26 protein-coding genes and 1 pseudogene are annotated in these 26,136 nt (G+C 44.6%); 10 read left to right on the forward strand and 17 right to left on the reverse strand.

Going from position 1 to position 26,136, the window contains the following annotated elements; translation table 11 throughout:
- Positions 1-109: 109 nt before the first annotated feature.
- Complete coding sequence (locus tag RXV91_RS05860; RefSeq protein WP_021730045.1) at positions 110-472, reverse strand: hypothetical protein; 363 nt, start codon at positions 470-472, stop codon at positions 110-112.
- Positions 473-537: 65 nt separating this feature from the next.
- Positions 538-1,374 (reverse strand): metallophosphoesterase family protein, encoded by an 837-nt coding sequence (locus tag RXV91_RS05865; RefSeq protein WP_316439090.1) that lies wholly within the window; start codon positions 1,372-1,374, stop codon positions 538-540.
- Positions 1,375-1,557: 183 nt separating this feature from the next.
- Between RXV91_RS05865 and RXV91_RS05870 the strand changes: the two genes are divergently transcribed.
- The gene (locus RXV91_RS05870) at positions 1,558-1,872 is read left to right on the forward strand and encodes a hypothetical protein (RefSeq protein WP_316439091.1); all 315 of its coding nucleotides are present in this window, start codon (positions 1,558-1,560) and stop codon (positions 1,870-1,872) included.
- Positions 1,873-2,012: 140 nt separating this feature from the next.
- The gene (locus RXV91_RS05875; RefSeq protein ID WP_316439092.1) at positions 2,013-2,840 is read left to right on the forward strand and encodes a helix-turn-helix transcriptional regulator; all 828 of its coding nucleotides are present in this window, start codon (positions 2,013-2,015) and stop codon (positions 2,838-2,840) included.
- A gap of 194 nt (positions 2,841-3,034) precedes the next feature.
- Here RXV91_RS05875 and RXV91_RS05880 read toward each other — a convergent pair whose 3' ends face one another.
- From RXV91_RS05880 to RXV91_RS05900, 5 genes are all read right to left on the reverse strand, one after another.
- Complete coding sequence (locus RXV91_RS05880; protein WP_021730041.1) at positions 3,035-3,481, reverse strand: PTS glucose transporter subunit IIA; 447 nt, start codon at positions 3,479-3,481, stop codon at positions 3,035-3,037.
- 473 nt (positions 3,482-3,954) lie between these two features.
- Positions 3,955-4,281: a PTS sugar transporter subunit IIB gene (locus RXV91_RS05885; protein ID WP_003642267.1), complete on the reverse strand. Its 327-nt coding sequence runs from the start codon at positions 4,279-4,281 to the stop codon at positions 3,955-3,957.
- Between the two features lie 22 nt (positions 4,282-4,303).
- Positions 4,304-5,776, reverse strand: a complete 1,473-nt coding sequence (locus tag RXV91_RS05890) for a PTS sugar transporter subunit IIC (RefSeq protein WP_316439093.1) — start codon at positions 5,774-5,776, stop codon at positions 4,304-4,306.
- Entirely contained in the window at positions 5,776-7,158 is a 1,383-nt protein-coding gene (locus tag RXV91_RS05895) for a glycoside hydrolase family 1 protein (protein WP_316439094.1), read from the reverse strand. Before RXV91_RS05895 ends, RXV91_RS05890 begins: the two co-directional genes overlap by 1 nt.
- 192 nt (positions 7,159-7,350) lie before the next feature.
- Positions 7,351-8,370, reverse strand: a complete 1,020-nt coding sequence (locus RXV91_RS05900; RefSeq protein WP_316439095.1) for an aldehyde reductase — start codon at positions 8,368-8,370, stop codon at positions 7,351-7,353.
- Between the two features lie 105 nt (positions 8,371-8,475).
- Between RXV91_RS05900 and RXV91_RS05905 the strand changes: the two genes are divergently transcribed.
- From RXV91_RS05905 to RXV91_RS05915, 3 genes are all read left to right on the forward strand, one after another.
- Positions 8,476-8,919: a MerR family transcriptional regulator gene (locus RXV91_RS05905; protein WP_316439096.1), complete on the forward strand. Its 444-nt coding sequence runs from the start codon at positions 8,476-8,478 to the stop codon at positions 8,917-8,919.
- Between the two features lie 383 nt (positions 8,920-9,302).
- Positions 9,303-9,917 carry a LysM peptidoglycan-binding domain-containing protein gene (locus RXV91_RS05910; protein ID WP_316439097.1) on the forward strand — a complete coding sequence of 205 codons (615 nt, stop codon included), beginning with the start codon at positions 9,303-9,305 and terminating at the stop codon, positions 9,915-9,917.
- 444 nt (positions 9,918-10,361) lie between these two features.
- Positions 10,362-11,024: a LysM peptidoglycan-binding domain-containing protein gene (locus RXV91_RS05915; RefSeq protein ID WP_316439098.1), complete on the forward strand. Its 663-nt coding sequence runs from the start codon at positions 10,362-10,364 to the stop codon at positions 11,022-11,024.
- Between the two features lie 307 nt (positions 11,025-11,331).
- Here RXV91_RS05915 and RXV91_RS05920 read toward each other — a convergent pair whose 3' ends face one another.
- Positions 11,332-11,661 carry a hypothetical protein gene (locus tag RXV91_RS05920; RefSeq protein ID WP_316439099.1) on the reverse strand — a complete coding sequence of 110 codons (330 nt, stop codon included), beginning with the start codon at positions 11,659-11,661 and terminating at the stop codon, positions 11,332-11,334.
- Between the two features lie 149 nt (positions 11,662-11,810).
- Between RXV91_RS05920 and RXV91_RS05925 the strand changes: the two genes are divergently transcribed.
- Positions 11,811-12,155 (forward strand): ASCH domain-containing protein, encoded by a 345-nt coding sequence (locus RXV91_RS05925; protein WP_316439100.1) that lies wholly within the window; start codon positions 11,811-11,813, stop codon positions 12,153-12,155.
- Here the strand turns inward: RXV91_RS05925 and RXV91_RS05930 are convergent.
- Positions 12,144-13,037: a metal ABC transporter solute-binding protein gene (locus RXV91_RS05930; RefSeq protein ID WP_316439101.1), complete on the reverse strand. Its 894-nt coding sequence runs from the start codon at positions 13,035-13,037 to the stop codon at positions 12,144-12,146. The genes RXV91_RS05925 and RXV91_RS05930 overlap by 12 nt on opposite strands.
- A 113-nt stretch (positions 13,038-13,150) precedes the next feature.
- On the opposite strand from RXV91_RS05930, the gene RXV91_RS05935 reads away from it, so the two are divergent.
- The 3 genes and pseudogenes from RXV91_RS05935 to RXV91_RS05945 all read left to right on the forward strand — a co-directional run bounded on the left by RXV91_RS05935 (position 13,151) and on the right by RXV91_RS05945 (position 15,855).
- Positions 13,151-13,672: a hypothetical protein gene (locus tag RXV91_RS05935; RefSeq protein ID WP_316439102.1), complete on the forward strand. Its 522-nt coding sequence runs from the start codon at positions 13,151-13,153 to the stop codon at positions 13,670-13,672.
- Between the two features lie 187 nt (positions 13,673-13,859).
- The gene (locus RXV91_RS05940) at positions 13,860-14,507 is read left to right on the forward strand and encodes a DNA-3-methyladenine glycosylase I (RefSeq protein WP_316439103.1); all 648 of its coding nucleotides are present in this window, start codon (positions 13,860-13,862) and stop codon (positions 14,505-14,507) included.
- A gap of 212 nt (positions 14,508-14,719) precedes the next feature.
- Positions 14,720-15,855: pseudogene (locus RXV91_RS05945) on the forward strand (GGDEF domain-containing protein).
- Positions 15,856-15,923: 68 nt separating this feature from the next.
- Here RXV91_RS05945 and RXV91_RS05950 read toward each other — a convergent pair.
- The 5 genes from RXV91_RS05950 to RXV91_RS05970 all read right to left on the reverse strand — a co-directional run bounded on the left by RXV91_RS05950 (position 15,924) and on the right by RXV91_RS05970 (position 22,786).
- Entirely contained in the window at positions 15,924-16,370 is a 447-nt protein-coding gene (locus RXV91_RS05950; RefSeq protein ID WP_316439104.1) for a hypothetical protein, read from the reverse strand.
- The gene (locus tag RXV91_RS05955; RefSeq protein ID WP_316439105.1) at positions 16,370-17,887 is read right to left on the reverse strand and encodes a LytTR family transcriptional regulator; all 1,518 of its coding nucleotides are present in this window, start codon (positions 17,885-17,887) and stop codon (positions 16,370-16,372) included. Before RXV91_RS05955 ends, RXV91_RS05950 begins: the two co-directional genes overlap by 1 nt.
- A gap of 185 nt (positions 17,888-18,072) precedes the next feature.
- Entirely contained in the window at positions 18,073-19,266 is a 1,194-nt protein-coding gene (locus RXV91_RS05960) for a hypothetical protein (protein ID WP_316439106.1), read from the reverse strand.
- A 21-nt stretch (positions 19,267-19,287) separates the two neighbouring features.
- Positions 19,288-21,069: an ABC transporter ATP-binding protein gene (locus RXV91_RS05965; RefSeq protein WP_316439107.1), complete on the reverse strand. Its 1,782-nt coding sequence runs from the start codon at positions 21,067-21,069 to the stop codon at positions 19,288-19,290.
- The gene (locus RXV91_RS05970) at positions 21,062-22,786 is read right to left on the reverse strand and encodes an ABC transporter ATP-binding protein (protein ID WP_316439108.1); all 1,725 of its coding nucleotides are present in this window, start codon (positions 22,784-22,786) and stop codon (positions 21,062-21,064) included. The genes RXV91_RS05965 and RXV91_RS05970 overlap by 8 nt, the downstream gene beginning before the upstream one ends.
- A 450-nt stretch (positions 22,787-23,236) precedes the next feature.
- Between RXV91_RS05970 and RXV91_RS05975 the strand changes: the two genes are divergently transcribed.
- On the forward strand, positions 23,237-24,424 hold the full coding sequence (locus RXV91_RS05975) for an amidohydrolase (protein ID WP_316439109.1): 1,188 nt from the start codon (positions 23,237-23,239) through the stop codon (positions 24,422-24,424).
- Positions 24,425-24,536: 112 nt separating this feature from the next.
- On the opposite strand, the gene RXV91_RS05980 is transcribed toward RXV91_RS05975, so the two are convergent.
- From RXV91_RS05980 to RXV91_RS05990, 3 genes are all read right to left on the reverse strand, one after another.
- Positions 24,537-25,427, reverse strand: a complete 891-nt coding sequence (locus RXV91_RS05980) for an SDR family oxidoreductase (protein ID WP_316439110.1) — start codon at positions 25,425-25,427, stop codon at positions 24,537-24,539.
- Between the two features lie 126 nt (positions 25,428-25,553).
- Positions 25,554-25,691, reverse strand: coding sequence for a hypothetical protein (locus RXV91_RS05985; RefSeq protein ID WP_003642299.1), 138 nt, complete (start codon positions 25,689-25,691; stop codon positions 25,554-25,556).
- Positions 25,681-26,106, reverse strand: coding sequence for an SRPBCC family protein (locus tag RXV91_RS05990; protein WP_003644883.1), 426 nt, complete (start codon positions 26,104-26,106; stop codon positions 25,681-25,683). Before RXV91_RS05990 ends, RXV91_RS05985 begins: the two co-directional genes overlap by 11 nt.
- Between the last annotated feature and the right edge of the window lie 30 nt (positions 26,107-26,136).

A 26,136-nucleotide genomic window follows, 5' to 3' on the forward strand; every position in this document is an offset into this window, starting at 1 on the left:
TTATTTGTGTTATGCCATTTACCCCAGCTTAATCATGTTCACTTCTAGATACTAAAAAGGCTTCCCGTAATAATACTGGAAAGCCGTACTGCCCTAGATGATCATCGTATTAAGCTGCTTGTTGATAGCCGTTAGCCACCAGCTGATTTCTAAACCAAGTCTCAAACATAAATCCATACCAAATATCACCGAGTAATCCAATACCTAGTACGATCTGATCAGTAAAAAACAACTGAGCAATCATATTCAACAAAACCATCCCTAAAAACGGTACCGCTGTTTTCAGCATAAAAAATGGTGTCCGACACCGTACACTGAATAACGCATAAAACCACGTGAATAATAGGGCCCACACGTTAAAGTGCCCATACACTTTTTTGGTGCTAGTCTCCCCATTGATTGTTTTAGTAAACGTCATGTCATGTCTGGCCCGCTTATTGAAGCCAAACCACTCTGATGGTGCAAAGTTCATGAAAATCCTCCTCATATGATACTCAGTTCATTATAAAAGTTAACTAGCTAACTTGCCACTAATGGTCACGCTCGGGCATCAAAAAAATGTTGTACCTCAGCAATATAGTCATTATCAGCGTTCACCTTAGCCAATAGTGCTTGATCATGAGTGCTGGTGAACCCAGTTCGGCGAAGATGTTCATATAAATCCAAGTACGGTAACTGCTGATCACGGGCAACCGCCAACTCAAGCTCAATATCATAATCAACTTTGCAAAAATCAACACTGAGTCGGCCCGCTTCATCTATCGTTAAAATCGCATAATGTGCCCGCTGGTCAGCCATGAATTTAGCATACGGGCTATAAGGCTGACCCGCAGCACCAGGATTAATAATAAGTTGGCCCCGCTTGCTAACTCGCATAATTTGTTGGTGCGTATGACCATAAATAGCCACATCCGCAGCCCCAACCAAGTGGTCAAAATTAGCTTGCTGTTCATCTGGGTACAAATCATGACCGGTCGAACGTTCTGGCTGATTGTGGGCTAGTTGAAAGGTCACCCCATTCACAGTCGCGGTCGTTGCAATCGGTCGTTGTACCAATTCAGCATAATGATCAGCACTTAGGTGTGTCACCAAATATTCCGTCAAACGCGCAAAATAAACTTGCGACGGATCATTTAATTGTCCCATTCCCGTCATAATAGCATTGATGCCTTGTTCCCAATTGCCCTGCAACCATACCGATGGTGTCAGCGCCGCAAGCGTCTGATATAACTTTTCCGCACCCGGACCGGGTAAGAATAAATCACCCAAAAACCAATAGTCCGTCACTGCTCGTTGGTTTGCATCAGCAAGCACGGCGTTAAGTGCCGTTAAGTTGCCATGAACATCTGCTAATACCGCAATTCGGTGTAACATCTCTTGCCACTTCCTTATGTAACTTATTACTTCCAGTATACGCCGGCACATCATGAATGTCGCATCTGTAAAGCGACCTTATTAATGTCGTTGAATAAGCGCAGATAGTCGCCTTCATAAGTATTCGCTTTTATGCTAATAATAACATTTAGATTAATTAATACCTTGGGGGAGGGCATTACTATGCAACAACTAACACCATTAGCGACCTATTCTGCTTTATCCCACTATTGGGCCATCATCACTCACGAAGGCCTTTCAGGATTAGTCACTATCAAACAACCTTTGGCGGCCGCACTTAGCGACTGTCTTGCCGCTCATGTGACGATTCTTTATGAGACATCCATGTTCTTATTGATTATTCATGACCATCGTCAAAAAATAGCGATTCCGGGTCACATTTATCCTGGTACCACCCAACCCTACCATATATCACTAGATGGTTGGCCCGTCGATGATAGTATGACGTTGCTGACGATTGTTCAGAAATATCGCTGACCAATTTATAACTACACCACAGGTCTATCCAACCATCACCAATTCGATCAAGTATCACTGCTAAATTTGTTGATAAAACTGCTGGCGCTTCAACTCCTATGTTAAAATAAAGAGAAGTAACCAAGGGGGAGGAAGCTGACATGCAGATTGATAAACAACAAGTCGGCAAGCGGATTCATCGGCTTAGAACAGCAGCCGGTTTAAGTATGGCTGCACTCGCATCCGCAGTTGGTTTAGCTGGTAAAAGTACCATTAATGATTGGGAAAAAGGACGAACCTTAGCTAGCACTGAACGAATGACTAAATTAGCTGTGTTTTTCAAGGTCTCAACTAACTATCTTCTGTATGGTAACCTGACTGAATACGTGACCACTGTCTTCCAAAAAAATGGCCTTAATCACTCAGAATTTAACGTCTTATTATGGGAATACGTGGATTTAACAACAACTAATCCCAATGTGCTATCCAGTGATGTCTTCAGCCCAACTTCTCATACTGAACAAGCACAATCAAATCAAACCAAGATTGCAACGGCCTTGATCGCACCAACCATCAATCATGCCATCCAACAAATCGTTCCCGCCGTTGTGCAGCATTATCAGGATACGACCGTCACCTATCCAGAACCAGAAGAGATCATTCAGGCTGGTTGCTATGTGTTTCGGCAACGAATTCAGATTATCCGGCGTACTTTTACTGGCAAATATAATCGAATCGTCCGCTTACTCGATAACGTAGATCTATACGAAAAGCTACAGCCCGATGATGATTTTAAAGCTTACTTAAATCAAACAACGACACCAAAAGAAGATAGTCGTAACGGGTTCTCACTGGACGAGAAATATCAGCGCCAAATGAACCAATTAATGACTAAATTTCATCAACAACTTAATGAAATCAATGCTGCTTATCAAGCTGAACTAGCTGCTACTGAAGGTCGCCAGCCTGATTCAGCTACTGACAATTAGTTCAGACTCGATTGGCTGTCTAAAAAGGATTTGGACAAAACTTCAAAACGCGTAAACTACCCAAAGTAAATTGAGTAATTTACGCGTTTTGTTTTCCACGACAATGGTACCGCACTAAATTCAATTGTTTAATTGGTATCGTTGACGCCCACTTAACTTATTTTAACCGTACATAACTAACCGCTGATCAATTACTACTTATCAACAACCGTTGCAACTTCTTGATCATGACTAACTTGTCCACTTGTGGATAGGTTGATTTTTTCAGCCGGTTGGCCACCTTTATCCACAGTCACCATTACCGTCATATCCTCATCATTCTCAGCTGCTTGTTCTTGATCCACAAATGCTAACGGCGTCTCTGGGGTCACTTGGTCACCTTCATGCACATAGGTCGCAGGCGCCACACTAGTGTTGACCCCCATCTGCAATATTACTGTCAGTTTGCCCGTCGATAGTTCAATCGCGTTTTGTTCAGGCATCAACGCGCTGACCGTCCCCGACACCGGACTGAAAATATGGTGTCGTTCTGGTACCACCGCGAAACCAGTCTTATTCGCAGCCACTGTGGATAAATCGTGCAACGTTCCATCAACTGGTGCGTACAACTTAACTTTTTTACCGAATGAAAATAGTCCCATGATAAAACCCTCCCAAATTTGATGACTAGATCTCCATAATGGCGCTGGCCAGCTACCGTTCTTTGATTATCTCTATCCTAACTGCTCGAACGGGTTTCAGGTCAAGGGTTTTGTTTAATTTCTTTAAATTACTACCGGTCTGCTTAGATTATCACCCTCAGTTCAAGGCTCAAAATTGCACCTAGAATCAACCTCAAAACACTCTAGAGATTCATAATCAGACCAGTCTGAGATCACAGGCTTTCTAACCATGCACGTTGACACCAGTTTCTGGTCTACACAAAAGTTCCCCACCAGCATCAAACTAATGGGGAACCGTAACACATATTGGTATCCAGAGATACTCACCACCAAAACGATCTAGGATTTGGTTAGTGTTTGATTATTACTCGGATAAGTCGCGACCATGTTAAAGCAACCACCGCACACGTTGGTGATTCACAATCGCATTGACTTTCCCGGTTAAATCCTAATTATCTATCGCCGAGTAACTTTTCGGCTGCTTGTAAGACATTTTCACCATTCATCATGCCATAGTCAGACATATTGATGATATCCATTGGAATCCCAGCCTTATCAGTCTTCTTCTTCACGTCATTTGCCATATAGCGAACTTGTGGGCCTAATAACAAGACATCGGGATGTGGATCTTGACTCAGTTGATGGTCAATATCAGCCGCTGAGGTGGCAAAGATCTTGTAATCAACACCATCTTGCTTTGCCGCAGCTTCCATCTTAGACACTAACAATGATGTTGACATACCTGCAGAACATGCCAACATAATAATTTTTTCAGCCATAATCGTTTAATTCCTTTCCAAATTACATCTTTTCGATTTCAGCGTTCCCGGCAGCAGCTTCCGCAGCAGCCTTTTCGCCTTCTTGTTTCGTCAAAATTGCATCATATTTCTTAGCAAATGGGAAGTAGATTGCCGTTGACATAACCAACGTAATTGTTTGCCAGATAGCCATCTTCCAGCCACCAATTAGGAAGCCGGAAATAATCGCTGGCGTTGTCCATGGGGCCGCAAAACCATTCAGTGGTGGCACGATTCCAAAGTAGATAACTAAGTAAGTTGACAATGCAACTAACACTGGTGTCAAGAAGAATGGAATCGCCAAGAATGGGTTCATCACGATCGGTAACCCGAACAAGAATGGTTCGTTAATGTTGAATAATGCTGGAATAAATTCAACTTTACCAATCGTCTTAAATTGAACGGACTTAGCAGCAAACAACGTAAAGATAACCAGCCCGATCGTAATCCCAGAACCAGTTAAGTTAATGAAGTTATTGTAGAATTCATTAGTTACAATGTGGGCACCTTGGGCAACGGTCAACTTACCTGCATGCATTAACGTTGCATTGTCGAACGTGTTCGGAATCAGTAACCCACTGGTGATGGCTCCCATGATTAACCCACCATGGACCCCAAAGAACCAGAAGAATGGAACTAAGAACGCAATAACTAAGGCACCACCGAGTGAATCGGATAATCCTTGAAGTGGTGTTTGAAGAACCTTGTAAATAAATTGCAACATATCAGTATTACCGAAAGCACTGAAGGCCGCAAAGATCAACATTGCAACAATCAAGATGACCCCGGCCGGAATCATGGCAGTGAATTGGTTGGCAACACTAGCTGGTACTTGTTCTGGTAAGGTAATCTTCCAGCCCTTACGAATCATAGCGGAATACGCCCAACCAACTAAAATCCCAACAATAATAGCAGCAATCATCCCTTGGCCACCTAGCCAAGTAATGTTAACGACCCCAGTAACTGGTGCTTGCACAAAATCTTGAAGGACTTTTGGTAACTTATCAATATTTTGTGAAACCGCACTACCAGACATCACCACGTTACCGGCAGCATTAGTAATCCCAGAACCGGCTTTACCCATTGCAGCAACTAATGGGTTAGCAATGTTAAGCGTTTGCAAAAGTAAGAATACGGCCATCGAAGTTAACCCAGCGGGTAGTGGTTCATACCCTTCGTTACGGACGTAGACATACGCAATCCCAACGGCCGCCCAGAGTGAGAGCACCCCAAACGTTACTGTATAGGCTTGGTTAAAGAACGCAGCCCAACCAGATGCTTTGATGACGGCGGCCACGGCTGGAATTGGAATATTCGATAAGATTAAGAATACAGAACCAATGATAATAAACGGTAAAGCGTAAACCATCCCATCTTGTAAGGCTTTAACTGGCTTAGTATTAACGAACTTCATTATTGGTGGTAAAACTTTATTGTTAATGAAATTGCTAAAAGCGCCATTACTACTATTTTCCATTACAATTCATCTCCATTTTTTGCTAGGACCCCTTGCAGCCAATAATATGACTTCTTAGGAACCCGCTTTAAGTCTTTTAGATCATGATTACTCCGATTAACGTAGACAACCCCGTAACGTTTTTCGATATCCGCATGCGAACTTGGAATATCGATCAATCCCCAACCGAGATAACCGAGTACTTTAGCGCCATCAATCAGCATAGCATCTTTCATTGCCTTGATATGTTCTTCGTGATAAGTAATCCGCTCATCATCTTCGATCATATGCTGGCCATCCCAATGCTCGCGTAATCCAATCCCGTTTTCGATTGGGAACACTGGTACTTCGTATTGATCGTACAATTTGGTAATCAAGTTCCGGAAGCCGAGCGGATCAATCGTCCAGCCCCACTCATTAGCTTTCAAAAAGCGATTAGCCTCAAATGAATAATTGAGATAACGGTTCGGTACAGCATCAACTGGCACCTTATCGCCATTGATAACCGTTGAACGATAATAACTAAAGGCTAAAAAATCCGCTTTCATTTTACCAATGATCGCTTCATCACCTGGTTGTAAATCATAATCAATCCCCTGTTGCTCGATGTAACGTAGTACTTCTGGCGAATAATGACCATGCACGTAAGCGTCATTCAAATTATTATTTAAAAATTCGTCACTCTTACGGGCCATCATAATATCAATTGGTTTGGCCGTTTCTGGATAAACCGGGGTATAGGCTAACATGCCACCAATCTTAACGTCGTCGTAGTTGCGATGTACAAAGTCATCTAAGCGAGCGTGCGCTAACATGGTGTGGTGGAAAATCCGGTACAAATCATTAACACTCTGATCACCCTTGGTATAACCTGAAATATTGAAGACCTCATCGGTAAAATATAAATTATGTTCATTGAACACGATCCAATATTTAACCCGGTCAGCAAAGTGGGCAATCATCTTTTCGCCGAAACGAACGAACGCATCGACAGTGTGGCGCGACATGAACCCGTTTTCATTTTCAGCCAATGCTAACGGCATATCAAAGTGATACAGGCAAATCATCGGCGTAATGTCCCGCGCTAACATGGCATCAACTAACCGATCATAAAAAGCAATCCCAGCCTCATTGAATTCACCATCGCCATCCGGCACAACTCGCGACCATGAAATCTGAATGCGATACATATTCAAGTGCAGATCTTTCATTAGGTCAAGATCTTCTTCGTAACGATGATATTCATCAATGGCATCATGCCAATCCGAAGTGGTTGACGTTGCTGGTCGAACATCATAGACTGAGCGGCCTTTACCATCCTCATCCCAAGCACCCTCAGTTTGCATACTTGACACTGAATTACCCCAGAAAAAATCCTTGGGCATCCGTCGCTCCTTATCCATCAAACTCCTCCTCTTTAACAATTATTTTGGAAAACGCTTTCCTCGTGAAATAATACTAACCTATTTCTATTTCAAAATCAATACTTTTACTTTAAAAATGTATACTTTTATCGAAATTGACCCTGCCCCCTAATCTCAAACACACTAAAAAAGCTGACCTAACAGTGCTAGTTACCGTTAGACCAGTTTTATTTACTTGTTCAATCCATTTTCAACCAACGTATCAACAGCCGCCAGCACCGCCACATCTGTCGGTCGAGCCTGCCATCCTAATAATTGTTGAGCTTTTTGCGTACTAACATCATGATTAATCCGCATCATTAGGTTAGACTCGCGCAATTGACCACTAACCGGTGCTAGGGCCCGCACGAACCAGTCCGGAATCAAATGCTTAGTCAGTCCAGTAGCTAACTGGGGGCGTTGATGTTGAATTAAGGTCTTGATCCCACTCATTGAAACCGAACTGGGAGCTACTGCTAAAAATCGTTGATCAGCAGCTTCCGGGGCAGTCATTGCTCGTACTTCCAGGTCGGCAACATCACGAACATCAACGACATTTACCTTGAGATTAGGCATCGCTTGACCTGTTAGTAGCCGACTGACCAGGTTAAAGCTACCCGTCACGTGGCCATTTAACGATGGCCCGAGCATGGCCCCCGCATTGATTGTTGTAAATTCCGGACTGTCAGTATGTGCTTGACAATAGGCCCAGCCAGCCCGTTCAGCGACCAACTTCGACTTTTCATATAATGAAAGGCCCACTTGATCTTCACGCGTCCAATCCGCTTCAGTGACGGGCCGAGCATTATCAAGACGACTAAAGCCAACCGCACCTAAGTTAGCTGTCATAACAACGCGCTTCACGCCGGCTGCCGTAGCCGCTTTTAGGACACGCAGCGTGCCAACTTTAGCCGCACTGGTCACTTCAGTTGACGCTTGACCTTGATTAACAAACACGGGGGCCGCAACACTCATGACATACGTGACATTATGCATTGCTTGCTCCCACCCTTGATTCCGCGTCAAATCTAACGCGACAAAGGTAAGCTGATCCAAGTTTGGCGTGCCGGCCAGCGTTTTTTTGACACTAGGTACTTTATCTAACGACCGTAACGTTGCCCGCACCGGATAGCCCGCTGTTAGTAATTGTTTAATAATATGGCTTGCTAGAAACCCATTGCCACCAGTAACTAATACTAATGCTTTGTTCATATTTAAGTCCCCCGTAATATTTGGTTGTTTTTTTTATCATGACTTGTTAATATAGCCACTATAAACCTTAGATAACACTCTAAGGCAAGCGTAAGGAGGATTTTTTTGACCTATACCATTAAAGAAGTCGCTAATAAAGTCGGACTTAGCGCATACACCTTGCGTTTCTATGATAAGCAAGGTTTACTACCCTTTGTCAGCCGCAACCAATCTGGCTACCGAGCATTTACTGATGGCGATCTACACTTATTACACACGATTATTTGTCTAAAAAATACCGGCATGGCGATCAGTAATATTCGTCAATATATCGACTATGTGATGGAAGGCCCTCAATCAATCGCTAAACGTCGACAACTGCTGAGCGCCCATCGTGATAACATTCTTGCTCAGCAAGCACGCATTATGACCAATCTGCAAGAAGTGGATTACAAATTAAAACTTTACAGTGATCCTCGTGCGAGCGACTTAGTCCACGAAGAACTTGCCCAAGCTAAGTCTGAAAAGCACGCCCTTGGCTTAGCAGATCCTTTTCCTGTTACTGAATAGTCCATTCATATCGAGCGTTTCACGCCACCATTGAGTACTAATTGCCGATTATCCTAAAATAATCGGCTTTTTTCATCCCTAAATTTCAGTGATTTTTACGTCACAATATTAATTTTAGGCAAGCCTTAACTTAGTCAATCTGGCTTGTCACTGTCCCCCAGCAGCCGATTTAACAAGCAATTATGAACGTCACAGTTTAGTTACGAAGATTACAAAAGTCCCCTTGAATGTAATCTTTGCATTGCGTTCTTAAAATTGACGACACTAATAAGTAACACGCAGGCGTTAGACTGGGTTCTGTTGATTGCGAACGACATCGCAGTTAAGATTTTTGTCAGTAACTTATTTAATCGCTAATCACAAAATTTATAGGAGTGTCTAATTTGAAAAAACTTGTAAGTACGATCGTAACTACCTCAGCTGCAGCCGCTGGTTTATTATTCGCCGGTGTCCTCAACGCTAATGCCGACTCAACTTACACCGTTAAGAGCGGTGATTCCGTTTGGGCCATCGCACAAAAATTCAACACAACTATCAATCATGTTGAAACGACTAATAACATCAAGGGTCACTACATCTTACCTGGTCAAAAACTATCTATTAAGACGAGTTCAACCAGTTCTGATAACAACACCTCGTCAACGACTTCAAACACAACGAGTTCAAGTTCTTCAACGACTAGTTCTAGTTCAACTAGCAACACAACTGTGACGACCACTTCAACGAGTTCAACTGACTCCACGACTTCAAGCTACACTGGTAGCAATTTGAAGAGTTACGTTTTAAGTCAGATGCAATCACGGACTGGTGTCTCAGCTTCGACTTGGAAAACGATCATTACGCGTGAATCCAACTGGCAACCATACGTCCGCAACAGTTCTAGTGGTGCCTACGGGTTATTCCAAAACATGCACATCAGCAGTGGTTCTGTTGAAGAACAAGTTAACGCTGCCGTTGCTTTATATGAAGCACAAGGTATGGCTGCTTGGGCCCTTTAATCTAAAATAAATGAATGACTAGTCGGGAGACATCTCCCGATTTTTTTGTGCACATTAAGATACGCCCATCAATTCATTGCCACCAGCTTAGTTACTTATGATGATGTCTATTAACTTTTCGGTATAGAGAACGTCGCCTGAATCACAGTTATATCGGCTTTTTTAGCTAATAGGCTCAATCATCACTGCTTTTTGAAATTATTTTATACATATTTTTGTTACATTGTTTATATTAATTAGCGATATATTGAATCGGTTACAGCCAGTCAGCACAACAATAAATACTCGCGGAAAATATTCTGCCGCCATTATTTTCTCAGAATCTCGCAATCCCTTCTTAAAATTACCGATACGTTCAAGTAACAAAACGCCGCTATACTAATTTTTGTTGATCAACAAATCGTCACGACACGCTGATTGTTTACAAAAATAGGAGAGTTTAACTTGAAAAAATTATTAACCACAATCTTAACAACATCTGCTGCAACGGTTGGCTTATTGATGGCTGGAGCTGTTTCTGCGAACGCCGACGCAACTTACACCGTTAAGAAGGGTGACTGTGTCTGGACAATTTCACAAGAATACAAAACCACCATTGAATCAATCGAAACGGCCAACAACATTCACGGCCATTTAATTTTACCAGGCCAACAATTACGGATTCCGGGTGCGACCAACCAATCGCTGACTAATCAGGCACCAGCAATACCCGTCACTTCCGCACCGGTTCAACCGGCATCGACACAACTAGTTGAAACATCCAACGACTCGACTGCACCAGTTCAAACACCAGCGGCTCCGGCTCAAACTAGTGAACCAGTAACAACAGCCCCAGAGACGACACCAACAACTGAAAGTAACGCTGGCAATAACTTACAAAGTTACGTGCTGGGTCAAATGCAAGCGCGAACTGGCGTTGATGCTGGAACTTGGAATCACATTATCAATCGTGAATCCAACTGGCAACCCCACGTCGTTAACGGCGCAAGTGGCGCCTACGGTTTATTCCAAAACATTCATATTAGCGGTGGCTCCGTCCAACAACAAATCGACGCTGCCGTTAATTTATACCACGCACAAGGCATGCAAGCCTGGGCGCTTTATTAAAATCGTACATCAAAAAGGCTGGGAAATTCCCAGCCTTTTTTGGCGCATGCTTATAATGTTAAGTGTAACTGGTGCGCGTAGGCCACTACTAAAACAAGCATTCCCACAATCACTTGATATATTGGAAAAGCTGCTGGCCAAACCCAGCCAACACCAACCATACCGCAGCTAGTTACTAACAACAATCGCCTCATCAACCCGTTCACTTTCTTTCAAATCACCGGTGAACCGTACATCCAAGGTATGCAGATGCCCCAAGCACCATTGCGCGGAACGTCAATACAAATTCCCCCAACAATTACGAAGATCATGCTAGGTACAAGTCTCGAATTAGCCCGTTGAAACCACACAGTACGACTAATATTAGGACCAGATAGCCCAACCAACCGAGTGCCAAGTGATCAGTCAGCGCCATAAATTCAAAAGACATCAGCGCTAAGGGATTCGTCAGCCATGGTGCGACTAACGGAAAAAGATAGCCGCCAGTTAAATAAACTAGCCCGAGCCAAGTAAAACGTTGATTACCCAATTGCAACGGTCGACCTAACAGTGAGCGACTCCACGCATACATAATAATCAAGGTGTTCACAATCCCCACGATCCAAAGTCTTACTGGAATCGGTGTTCGTTTTGTCATTTCCCCCTGTCGCTTGGTTCCAATTATAGACGGTATTAACTTACCAATCATTATTAAGCAACACTCAGAAGAGGCAGGGCCAATGTTTACGCACCTATTTTGTTAGTTATCGACTATAATTAAGGCTAAACTAACAGGAAGTGGTATTGATGGTAACGATGCAATTAGTTCATTCACAATGGTTGTTGATAAAAGCTGGCATTAAAACAATCGAGATCCGGTTGAACGACACCAAACGTCAAGCTTTACACGTCGATGAATTAGTAACTTTTATTGATTTAGCAACTGGTCAACCCCTGACGACTAAAATCATGCGAATTGAGACATATATTGATTTTGAGTCCCTCCTGAGCCAGTACACGGCCATTCAAGTTGGTAGTGCCCCTGAAACGTCGGTAACGCAAATGGTTCAAGAAATGCAAACATTGTACTCACCAGCCCAAGTCCGTCAATATGGCGTCGTTGCCTTGCAGGTGCAAACGTTAATCGGATAGTAACTGGTTAAGCTGCCGGTACTGTTTGAGCATCCACTGTTGATAGGTCAGATGTGCGGGCATCGTCTCAGTGACCGATAGTACTGGTATGTGATTTTTCTTAGCCAAGGACACCATGTTAGCAACGAGTTTATCACTGACTTGCTGGTTATTCACAAAAAAGGCTACTTGGCGTTGTTTCAATGCCCGTTGCATCTTGTGGATTACTTGTGGCGATGGATCCGTTCCCTTTTCAACAGCATTTTCAAAATCGCGATTGACGACTTTAAAACCTAAACTAGTGAGTGCATAGTCAAAAACGGGTTCACTAACTAGAACTTGCCGATGCTGCATTTTTTTCGCTTTAGCTTGTAACTTTGCTCGTTCGCGTTGAATCGGCTTAAGCGTCGCAATATATCGTTTGGCATTCGCTTTAAAATAAGCTCGGTATTGCGGTTGTTGCTTAGCCAACTGCTTGGCAAGATAATTCGCGGTTGCTGGCATCGTTTGAGCATCGTACCACAGATGTTCATTAACGCCGGCTTTACGGTGCAACACATCTTCGCCGACCCGAATCAACTTAGCCTGCTTTGTTGACCGAACGACCTTATTCATCCAGCCATCATAGCCCAGTCCGTTTGCAACCACGATGTCCGCCTTGCTAACCGTCTTAGCCACAGCTGGCGTCGGTTCAAAATCATGTGGGTCCACGGACGGCTTATTAATAATGGACGTCACCGTGACGTGTTTGCCACCAACCGCCTTGGCCACGCTCCCATAAAAATCCGTTGTTGTAACGACGTTAGTTTTAGCCGTGTCGGCGGCTGGCTGCTTTGATTGACATCCCGCCAGTATGCCCCCACTAATCATTAATCCAACTAATAATCGCCAAAATCGTTGCATAATTGACACCCCTTTTTTAAATAGTAATAATTACGTTTTAAAGCATAGCAATATTTAGTCGCATTGTAAATAGTAATTTTTACGTTTTACATTTCTGTTCTGAGGAGTTTATAATGAAAAAAATTTTAGTTACTAGCCTAACCATTCTTATTATTGGGATAATTGTCGGTCTGTTCACCTTACGCCAGCCACCAGCCACCACGCCAGACGTTCGCAAAACACAGGTTCGCCATCACGTTCCCCCGATTACCATGGCGGCCGTAAAAAATAATGATGCGCTACGATTCAGCTGTATTATTTACTACGCCGTAAAGCATCTTAAAATTCAGCGCTGGCAGGAAGTAAGTGATTTTCAATTAGGCTGGCAAGTTGAAATCTATACTGAAAATGGGCAAACCAAGTATTTAGTTTGGCCAGATAAACACATTCAGGCTGGTGCCAAGCAACTACAGCCCAACTGGTTTACATTCAAAAATGGGCAGGTAACCTATGATAGTTTCGGCGTTCATACTTTTCAAAAGGATTTGACAGCAACGGTCAATTTGACCACCATTGTGACACAAATCAAGCGTGATCACGCGGCCAAGCTGGTTCGCCACATGCCAACCAATCTAGTCATTAAAGATCACCGCTAGCTCACCAATTGCTCGCCGCTCATCGGTTGGGCAATTTTTTAGTTAAGGACATGCCGATCAGCCCAGTTAACGTAACTACCTGATACACGTTGTGCTAATTCAACTGTCAGGAAGCATGATTAAACAATCATTAGTACAATGCGTATTGATATATCCTACCAATAATTTAGAAATGAGGACTGTCCTGATGATCACTACTTGGTTCGATGATGACCCCCTATTTAATCGCTACTATCCGTATTACCCGGACTATCAGTATTATTTTGAAAACGAATGGGGGATGCCTCTACACTGTGACGAACGTCTATTTGAATTTCTAAGCCTAGGCAACTTCGCGGCTGGTCTAAATTGGTCGTTAGTCTTAAATAAACGGGCTGCCTTTCGATCCGCATTTCAAGATTGGGACATTGCGGCCGTCGCCGCCTATGATGCGTCCAAAATCATCCAGTTATGCCAGGACCCCAGTATTATCCGTAATCAACGTAAAATCCAAGCTGTTATTCACAATGCACAATTGATCCAACAAATTCAACGCACGCAATCCTTCGAAGCTTATCTCTGGCAACACCTACATTATCAACAACTCGTCTTAAATTGCCAATATTTTAGCGACCTACCACGTACGACCATTACCGGTGACCAGGTTGCACGTCAATTACGTCAAATAGGCTTTCAATTTGTCGGCCCAGTCACTGTCAATGCTTGGCTAGTAAACACCGGCTTCATTACTGCCCGGCCAGATCACCGAGGAATCATTCAAATGCCATCCAATCCCCAAGCAGCCATACGATCATCGTTGCCCACGCACACAACCCCATCCACTCGGTCACTTTGACAATCCACATGATACCCAATTACGATAACCCATTTAATACCAACAATTCATAACGCGCCGTCCCAGTGATTAACAGTCACCATCATCATTGATAAAAAATGTCCAAAGCGGCACAATCATGGTCGCTATTTAGCGGTTAAAGGGCTATACTTAGTCCTATGTAATTCAATTTAAACCAATGTATGGTTAGTAACTTGGAAGGTGTTTGGCGTATGACTTGGTCACATTGGACGATCTCACCGTTTATTACTAGTGTTTTTTTATTCTTGGTGTCTTGACACTCTATTGGGTATCACAAAATTGGCTGCTCACATTCATAAAAACACACCACCACTCGGTCGATGAATCAATAATCAATGACTGGTACGGCTTACTCTATATGATGGTATTTGTTTTTGGGATGCAGTCTTTAATTATCGGTCAAAGCGACGCGTGGGCTTTTATGAATTTTCAACTGATCGCCCTAACCTTCTGTGGTTACTTTCTTAATATTCGGGTTCGCTATTATTACTTGTATCCACTCATCCTCATCTTCATGATCTATAATCGGTCAACTGGTTACTGGCAATCATGGGCTCACGCAATCGTCTTGATTGGATTCTTTACCGTACTGGGGCGGCTCCGTAAGCGTGTACCGTTACAAACTAAAAACGGCCAAATCGCAATTTATTTGTCAGTATGTGCAAGCTTTGGCGCCATTTTATGGTGGTTAATGAAACTTAAATTCAACTTATCCTGGGAAACTTACTTGCAAGAATGGAGTTACTTGCTAGTCTTCGAAGTCCTCCTCTACATTTACGCTAGTATGTTATCAGCCAATGCTCAGCTTAAACAGAATCTTGTCTCGTTTGCGAATCACGACGCCCTCACCAAAACCGAAAATTTTGCCGCTTACACTAACGCGATTAATTACCAATTTACGGTTAGTCGTAAAAACGGCTTAAAGCTAACTATGATGATGTTTGACATCGATCACTTTAAACAGGTGAACGACACTTATGGTCATCTCGCCGGTGATAAGATTTTACAACACGTTACCCAAGTCGCTGAAACGATCTTCCAAGCCAACAATCCCCAAATCACGTTATACCGAACGGGTGGCGAAGAATTCAACGTAATTTTTCCCGGCTATGAATTGGACGAAGCACGACCCATCGCCGAGCAGTTATTCATGGCCATTAATCACATCGACGTTCCAGTTAATGATCACCAGATTCAACTCTCAATTTCAGTGGGATTATCGGAATTAGCTGCACACGATCAGACGCCAACGGATTTTTATCAACGCGTTGATAGCAACTTGTACACATCGAAACGCAATGGTCGCATGCAGATTACCGCTAAGTAAGTATCGTGCCATACTCTACTAAGTAAGGAACCTAAATGAGCACCAGGTAGCTGCTTGCTACTGGGTGCTCATTTATCTTTGGGATTCGCTATAGAAACGCTACGGATGTTGGCCATGGCGATACTGGCAATCGTTGTGAAATAAACGCGTCCACGTTTCCAGTCCAACCGACATAATTGGCTAGTCGCCGTCTGATAATAACCGACCGCATCATTAAAGTAATCAAGATTCAGTTGCGTCGTGGCTGGCAAAGCCATAATCGCTTTTAACTGTGCGACAACCCGTTGCTTAGCCTGCTTGGTTGGATAATGTTTATGGGCATAGATTGCTGCCCGTTGTCCAATTAGTTCATGATAGCCGGTCAAAGCAGCAAACGGGGCAAACTGAGCGGCGCGATCAGCTTGTGGCATTGGTATGTGCCATTTTGCCACTGGCTGTGGTCGATCAATAATATCGGCGTACTGGCTCGTATCATTGAATAACGCCGCAGTCTGTGTTTGATGATCAGTTGTCATTATGCGCGATGACCTCCAATCTGCTCGTTACGTTCAATCGTGGTTGCACCGGTCTTTAAATCGGCCAGACGGATCACGACATTTTTATTACCGGAGCTTCGTTGTAAGTTTAAAATCGCTTGTTGTAAACGCTGGTCGCGTTCACGTTGCTGCTGAGCAATCTGATCGCGTTTTTTTGCAATGTCTGGATTTTCAAATAAGTTCGTCTGTTGATACCGCGGTTGCTGGCTTAATTGCTGTTCATCAACAAGGTGATTAGCAATCACCGTTACTCGCCGAATTAGCAGCTGTTGGTTAACCACTTGCTGATAAAGTTGTTGATACGCTGTCCCTAATTCTCGCTGAGAAGCCGTTGCCTGCGCCAATTTTACGGTTGTATGAGCTGGCTTAAGCACACGTCGGCCATAATAATCTTCAGTCATCGTCCCCTGATAATCAGCCGCATTCTCCGACCGTTGCGCATCATAATCAATCCGTATCCCCAGTTGATCAGTCACAACCTGGCGCTTAACGAGTTCAAGAACTAGATTATTCACCATGCCGCGCAAAACTGATCGACCTTCTGCATAAGTATATGGCCGCATGAGTACCTGACTGGCATAGATTCCATGTTCGCTAGCATGATAGTGTTTAATATCAGCTAAAGTGGCAGTCTCTGCCCCCCAAGCATGATCAATCAAAAGTTCAGCGTTCTTCCCAAACTCCCGGTACAAGACTTCTTCATTCCACGAATCTGATAAAGTTCCTAATGAACAACGTGCAATATCCCCCATCGTATGTAACCCCAGCGCCGCTAATCGTTTGGCATAACCATGCCCCACGCGCCAAAAATCAGTCAACGGTTGGTGAGCCCATAAATAGTGACGGTACTGATATTCGTCCATCTGTGCAATCCGTACACCATCTTCATCGGCAGGCATCTTCTTAGCCACAATATCCATTGCGACCTTGGCCAAGTACAGGTTCGTTCCAATCCCAGCAGTCGCCGTAATCCCCGTCTCTGCTTGAATTTCATGAATCATGGCCTTAGCTAACGTATGGGGTGTCACCTGATAGGTTTGTAAATATTCGGTTATATCCATAAAAACCTCATCAATCGAGTAAACGTGAATATGCTCAGGCTTGATGAATCGCAGATAAATATCATAAATAGCCGCACTCTGCTGCATGTAATAACTCATTCGTGGTGGAACGACCTGGTAATCAATCCCTAGCTTGGGCTGACGTAATAGTTGGTCACGATAAATGGATCGATGTCGTTGAACATACTGATATGACGTTTGGCGGCCGCGTTCACGATTCAAAGCAGTCACCCGTTGTTCGACCTGAAATAAGCGGGGCCGCCCTGGAACACCAAACTGTTTCAAGGCCGGTGAAACTGCCAGGCAAATCGTCTTATCAGTCCGGCTAGCATCCGCTACTACTAAGTTCGCATTCAGCGGATCTAAGTGATGCGCAACACACTCTACTGAAGCATAGAATGACTTTAAATCAATTGCCATGTAAGTACGCTGCATCGTAACCACCTCCTAATTTAAAACGTGTCAGAACACTTGTTCCCCACCCATAATTATAAAATAAAACTCATGTGAATACTAGTTTTTTATCAAAAAATAATCCTGTAATTCACTATCCACCGTGACTTACAAGATTATTTTTAAAACATTGATTTTCGATAAGTTGAGAACATCGACTATACGACCTAATTATCAGCTGCTGCACTTTCCTGTTCCAACTTAATCGTCAGTAATCCCGGATCTTCATTAACTAACGCTTGCAGGCGTGAAAATAACATCAGCAACCAGCCAAACGAAATCGCAAAGGCTTGAATTTCAAATGCCGTTAGTGACGGGTAGCCAAACCAGCGAAAGCCGAAGTTGAGCAATAATAGTACCACGCCAACGCCGTAAGATAACCACAGGAAATCTTTCGTCACGGCTGGTAATAACCAGCGCACCCCCACAATCAACAAGACTAGTAACGTGACCAAGCCACCAGCGACTAAGTCATGTAACCAGTGAAACGTCAGGTTGTTAGGAAATAGCCCGACCGCTCCGAAATCGATGGCGGTCAACGTCAATAGTATCCGCAACGTTGATGTCCGCCAAGTACGTGGATAAATTCGGCTAAGCGAGACAAACAGGTAATCGATTAACACGACCATTAACAGCGCCGAAAAAATCAGTGTGAGATTGAATTGCCAAGCATTTTCAGCGGCATGCGTTCCCAGAAAGCTTAAATTATGCTGCCACCACCGCCGTTGACCATTAGCCGCCATTGAGATAACACAGCCACTGACAATCACCACCGTTAAAATCGTTGATAGCGACCGCGCATTAATCGTCAGCGCGGCACTAATCATGAACGCATCCGCAAAATACGTAAACAAGACCAGTAGCAACATAGACGTAAAGCGATCGAAAATGACATCTGGAAACAATAATTCTAATACCCAGAAAGCCCCGACTAGTGCAAAGGCTAAGATCATAATAAATGCAATCGTAATGACTGGGAAGTTCCGCCAATAAATATGCCGCGAAAATCGATTCTCTGGATCATTACGTGTTTTTAAGAAGAACCCAATAAATAACACGGCGCCGGTAACCACGCCGGCCACAATTGTCAAGCTCCCGATTGATTGTGCGCCCGTCAGTGGAACTGGCCGAACTTTTTGAAACCACCAGTACCCGTAACTGGCTAACCCTGATAGGATTGCAACTAACAGCGGCCAGATTATCAAGTATTGCTGCCACTGCGGTTGCCGTGGCTGAATTTTCTCTAAGACTAGTGCGTCATTACGCACCTTTAACTGTAACTGATCATCACGGTCAATCCCGGCTCGTTTTAATGCTGAGACTGGAATTGAGACCCGTACTTGTTGCTCTTGCCCTGCCATGTCCGACTCCTTATACTTTCATTACTCAAAGACCATCTGATTACGATACAGTTCCGCATAGAAGCCGTCTGCCGCTAATAAATCATGGTGGTTCCCCTGTTCAATAATTTGACCATCCTTCAATACAACGATTTTATCGGCATTCAGGATTGTTTTCAAGCGGTGAGCAATGACAAAGCTGGTTCGCCCTTGGATGACGTTGTCCATTGCGGCTTGAATATTGGCTTCCGTCACCGTATCAACGTTCGAAGTCGCTTCATCCAAGATCAATAATTTCGGATTGGTTAAAATCGTCCGGGCAATCGACATCAACTGCTTTTGACCAGCAGAAAAAATACTCTGTTCGTCGGAAACGCGCGTCTGATAGCCATCTGGCAGGCTCATCACAAAGTCATGAATATTAGCCTGCTTCGCCGCATCGATGACCCGATCCATACTAGCCGTTGGGTCCCCGTAACGAATATTATCCGCAATCGTGCCCGTAAATAACTGGGGTTCCTGTAAGACAATCCCGACATTTTGCCGTAGCACCTGGAGATCAAAGTCTTGAATATTCACCCCATCAAACGTAATCGCACCACTATCAACATCATAGAAGCGATTCAATAAGTTCATCACCGTTGTTTTCCCCGAACCAGTCGGGCCAACGAGTGCCACCATCTCACCGCGGTGCACATGAATCGACACCCCATGTAAGATTTCTTTACCTGGTAAGTAACTAAAGCGCACATTATCAATCAGTAATTCATCATGAATCCCGTCGAGCGCTTGACCGTTAGCAGGGCTCACTTCATCCGGTTGATTACGGACTTCATCGACCCGCCGCGCACCAGTAATCGCTAACTGAATCATACTATATAAACTGGTCAATGACATAATTGGTTGGTAATACTGTTGAGCATAGTTAACGAACACCACAACCAGCGCCAAGGCTGCCCCAGTCGACATACTCCCATTTAACGCCAACCACGAACCAAAGAAGATAACGATTGCCGTGTTAAGCAGTGACATCCCTTGCATCAGTGGATTCAAAATACCTGACCAGATTTGACCCGTCAACGCTGACTGCCGAACCTTACCATTATACTGATGAAAGCCTTTCAAGGAGTCCTGCTGTAAGCCGTTGGTAATCAAGACTTTTTGACCGGTAATTTGTTCATTGATATAACCATTCAGTTGACCGATATCATCCTGTTGTTGGTTCACCGCGACGCCAGCCTTGTGCATGACAAACGCCGCGATAATTAATGCAACCGGCGTAGAAGCCATCGTCACCCACGCCATCGTAGTGTTTTGATTAAACATCACAATTAGTAGACCAACAAACTGCGCCACGGCTAATAAAATTTCTAGCAAAGCTTGATTCATGGCATTAAAAATATTATCTAGGTCAGAGGTGAAGCGAGCCAGAATATCGCCATCACTATGCGTATCAAAGTACTGAACCTTCATCCGTTGCATCTTCCGAAATAGGCCCACCCGCATTGTCCCGGTCGAAAAGGCCGTCACGCGTGCCAAAATCAAGCTGGCAATAAAAATCGTACTAGCATCACCAACATACAACAAAACGTAGATAATCAGCGTCCGGTTGAACGGTTGCAAACTCGCTTGTGTCCGGGTCGCTTGATTGGTCCACTGTTGCAAGTACTGCGTCAGTTCTTCCACGGCCCGTCCCAAATAAGTCGGTGCGATGACAATGCACCAAGTTGAAAAGGCAATCAGAATCACACTTAGCAAGAAGCCTAACCAGTAGCGTTTTAAATAGTGCCAGTAATATTTACCAGCATTGCGTAAATCACTCATGTAAGCCCTCCTCCCGTGCTTTTTGCGTTTGATAAATAGCGCGATAAATCGCACTGTCTTGTAACAATTCTTGGTGGGTCCCACTACCTGAGATCCGACCACTATCTAAGACTAAGATTTGATCCGCACGAATAATGGAGGCGATTTTTTCAGCAATCACCACAGTCGTTGTTGATTTCAATTCACGGTCCAGAGCTTCCTGAACGAGTTTTTCAGAACGGGCATCCAATGCTGAAGTGGCATCATCTAAAATCAAGATTTCTGGATTGGCAATCACGCCACGCGTAATCGCCAGTCGCTGCTTCTGACCACCCGAAAAGTTCTGTGACCGTTCTTCAACAGGGGCATCGTACGTCTGCGGCAACCGTTCAATGAATTCAGCGGACTGCGCGATATTAGCCGCCCATTGCATGTGACTAGGCTGGGCATCCGGCTTAACTTGCCGTAAGTTACCCGCAATCGTGCCAGAAAACAACGTGGACCGTTGTAAGACATAGGCCACTGTGGACCGAAGTGCTTTTTCCGGTAAGGCCCGCACATCAATCCCACCGATGGAGACCGTCCCACTATCCGGGTCATATAGCCGGGCAATCAACTGCGCCAACGTCGTCTTACCAGAGCCAGTGGCGCCAACGATTCCCAACATGGATCCTGCTTTTACCGTAAAGGTCACATCTTTTAACGTTGGTTGCGTATCCCCCGGATAAGTAAAGGTCACGTGGTCAAAATGAATATCACCAGCTACGGGCGCTGCGTCGCCATCAACGTAAGTCATACTTGGTTCGGTGACCATCACTTCGCCGATCCGACCAAGTGAGATAACGGCCCGCGACGCAAAAGTCATGAGAAAGCCACCATTGATTACGGCAAATAAAATCTGCATTAGATAAGAAATAAAACTCGTAATAGCTGATAAATAAGACGGGTGCGTAGTAATCGTTTGACCAACCAAGTATACCGCTGCCCCAACTGCCACGTTGGCCGTCAGAAAGAATGCTGGCATTAGAATAGCGAACCAGTAACCAATTTTAGCGGTCACGGCGGTTAGTTCGTCGGACGCAGCTGAAAACTTTTTGATCTCATTTGGTTCTTGAACAAACGATTTAACGACCCGAATCCCCATTAAGTTTTCGCGGGCAACCGTATTAACGTTTTCAATATCTTGTTGCGTTTGTGCAAAGTATTTAGTCATCCGCCGCACTGCAATCAGTGCGACCCCTAAGATTACCGCCATCATAACAACAATAACCCACCACTGCTCAGGCATCGTCATCACAGCGAGAATCAGTGCCCCGATGAATAGTAATGGAATCCGGGTAATCTGCTGAAAGCCAGCCATCACGATCTGTTGGACTTGATTAATATCATTCGTCATTCGTACCACTAAGTTGGACGGTGAAAATTTTTCCACGTCAGCGTAGGCTAATGACTGGACCTTAGCGTATAGGTCAGCTCGCAAGTCGGTCGCCACACCAAGGGCCACCCGGGCTGCGTATATCGTATTCACAATCCCACCGATAATTCCCAGTACGGCTAAACCAAGTAACATCAGCCCTTCACGGAATACCGTAGCCTGATCATTCTTGATAATAGCTTCCATAATGACTTGCAATAATCGCGGTTGCCATAACGTCGCAAACACTAAGACGATGACCGACAACATCGCAATCCAGACGTCTAGTCGATACCGCTTAAAATATGGCATCAAAATCTTCATCAATCGTTCCTCCTCATAATTGTGGTCTCCCTGTTTAGGGTACCTGAAATTAACAGTCAGGACAATCAATATATCATATCTTTTGCAAAAACAGATTACAATGTTAATAATTCGGTATGTGTGGGCGCAATTAATGAATACAATGTTCGATTATAGCCTGCCTAGTCACATCATTCAGTTATCGAACTCAGTTACTGTAATCTCCATAGTAAAAATTAATGTTAAAAGGAGCTGCAAATTCTAATAATAATCAAATTCAAAATAAGCCAGTGGGTTGTGACAATCCATTGGCTTATTTTGAAGTCATCGCGCCTCCTAATACTCAATATTCTTAATGCCCCTCACGTTCCCCAATTTATTGACCTGACCCGTTGCATAATTACCACTAATCTTCTTATTTGATGCTACACTAGCGATAGCGCTGACTAACGATCAGAAAGGAAGATTCTAATGTCCCTTCAAGCACAACTCATGCAACAACTAACAGCGGCCGAATCGGAAATGATCAAGATTCGTCGCCACTTACACGCCCACCCCGAGATTTCATTTCATGAAAAACAAACCGCGGCTTACATTAAACAATTCTATCGTGAACTGGGGGTTCCAACCACCGCTTATGGTGATGGGTACGGCTTCGTTGTCGACATTGATAGCGGTCACCCTGGACCTCAATTAGCATTACGCGCTGATTTTGATGCCTTAGCGATCCAAGAAGACAACCACTTATCATTCAAATCACAAAACACAAACGTCATGCACGCCTGTGGACACGATGGTCATACTGCTTATCTCATGGTACTGGCGAAGACTTTGCTAGGTCTGAAAGACCAGTTGCGTGGTCGCATCCGCATTATTCACCAACCCGCTGAAGAAGTTTCACCAGGTGGTGCTAAGGGCATGTTGGCCGCTGGCGTCCTAGACGGCATCGATAACGTCATTGGGCTGCACGTTATGAGTACCATGCCGACGGGCTCAATTGCCTATCACTTAAATGCGACGCAGACCGGGCGGGCTAACTTTACGGTCACCTTCACGGGTAAGGGTGGGCACGCCTCGATGCCCCACCTCTCAAACGATGCCATTGTTGCCGGGAGTTACTTTGTGACCGCCTTACAAACCGTCGTTTCCCGTCGGATTGACCCGTTTGATACCGGCAGTGTCACCATTGGCTCGTTCGATGGCGTCGGTTCCTTCAATGCTATCAAAGCGCAAGTCACCCTTAAAGGTGATGTGCGGATTATGGATGAAAACACACGCCAGACAATCCGTGACCAGATTACTAAAATTGCGAACGGCGTGGGTGCGACTTTCGGCGTCCAAGTTGTGCTTGATTATGATGATAATTATCCGGTCCTCATGAATGATGCGAGTCTGACACAGCGCGTCGTCAGGAGTATTCAGGCTGCTCAAATTCCAGAGATTACTAAAATTTTCGACTGCGGTCCCCAAGACCCCTCGGAGGACTTCGCCTATTTTGCACAAGTCAAGCCCAGCACCTTTATCTACGCCGGCTGTCAAACGACGCCAGGCGAGAATCATCCGCATCACAGCCCCGATTTTATGATGAATGAAGACTGCTTGTTGATTGCAGCCAAAGCGGTGGGAACCGCGACGCTAGACTATTTAATGCACCCATAATTCAATCGTTCAGCCTACTAAAGCGGCTATCTTGAATGAGTTAATCCAACTCATTCAAGATAGCCGCTTATTAATTATTTAAGTCAATCGGTATTTAACTTACATTGACAGCTTAATTAATCACGCCGCCACCAGTCACGCCATAAATTTGCGCGGTCACATAGCTCGCGTCGTTAGAAGCTAAAAAGACGTACACTGGTGCTAGTTCTGCGGGTTGTCCCGCTCGTTTGAGCAAGGTGTCTTGCCCAAACTTTGGCAATGCCTCAATTGGTTGACCTTGATCTAGTTGTAAGGGCGTCCAGATTGGCCCGGGAGCAACGCCATTGACCCGAATCCCCTTTTCGGCCGCTTCGGCTGCTAAATTAATCGTAAAGTTCTTAATAGCCGCCTTAGTCGCCGCATAATCTAATAGATGACCACTCGGCGCATAGGCTTGAATCGAAGTCGTGGTGACGATGCTACCGCCAGCGGGCATCTTTGGCAAGGCCGCCTGAGCTAACGCAAACATCGCGACGATATTCACTTCGAAGGTCGCACGCACCTGTTCGATTGGCAGCTTAGTCAGTGAAGGTTGTGAAATCTGTTGGCCGGCATTTAAGACAAGCGTGTCGATACCACCGAATTCAGCAATCGTTCGGTTCACGAGGTCGGTCACAACGTCAACGTCCTTAAAATCACAAGGTAGTAATAACGCTTGACGGCCCGCAGCGCGCACTAGTTCGGCAACCGCCTCAGCATCCGTCTCCTCGCCCGGCAAGTACTGAATTGCAACATCAGCGCCTTCCCGTGCAAAAGCAATCGCAGTGGCCCGGCCAATTCCCGAATCACCACCCGTGATCAAAACGCGTCGATTCAACAACTTATCATGTCCTTGGTAACTCTTCTCACCACAATCGGGTTCAGGACGCATCTTAGCTTGTAGTGCGGGCGTCTCCTGATCCTGCTTATCAAAGCCATCTGTCTTATATAAATAGCGTGGGTCACGTAATTCTGGTTGATTCATGAGATTTCCTCCTTCAAAAGAATACCCATAGAATACCGGAATTAGTTTTCGGATGATAGTTAAACGCACACTAAATAATAATAGTTACGATTAGATATTAGGCATAAAAGCTGTCATCGTCTTAACTCACTTAAATTGACGCTGCTTCAAAAAACGATAGGCAATTATTCCAACAACGCCGATCAAAGTGGCCCGTAATAACCAACTGACAGACCACCACGTCACTAACACTTTTATTAACGTCATCCCATCATTAATCGTCATTCGGCTGTTCCTCCGCTAATGTTGCCAATTGACCCAACTTCCGCTGAAAGTCTCGTTGCATGACGGGCTTCACTAGTGGCAACGGTAGCCAGCTCGGCGGTGTAGTCGTAAGGGAGACTTCTTCCTGGACCGCAGTTCGCTCGGCCAATGGCGTCATGGTGAACACAATTTCATATCCCAATTGGCCCCCCTCACTGTGATAAACGACCTGGTCAGCGCCGACTGTAACCTGCAACTGTTCCGGCTGATCAAAAGCCGAACCGGACCGCTGTAACACGTACCCCGTCGCGGTTGGCTTGACCGTGGTAATGGCAGTCGCCCATGCTGGTAAGTTCAGCGGATCTGCTAGCAATGCTCGCACCGTTGCTGGAGTTGCCTGTGTTAATACTTGATTGGTAAATAATGCTGTTGTCATTTGATAACCCCCAATGTTCACCCTGACCCG

The organism is Lactiplantibacillus sp. DA1 (assembly GCF_032681335.1).
Taxonomy (GTDB): Bacteria; Bacillota; Bacilli; order Lactobacillales; family Lactobacillaceae; genus Lactiplantibacillus.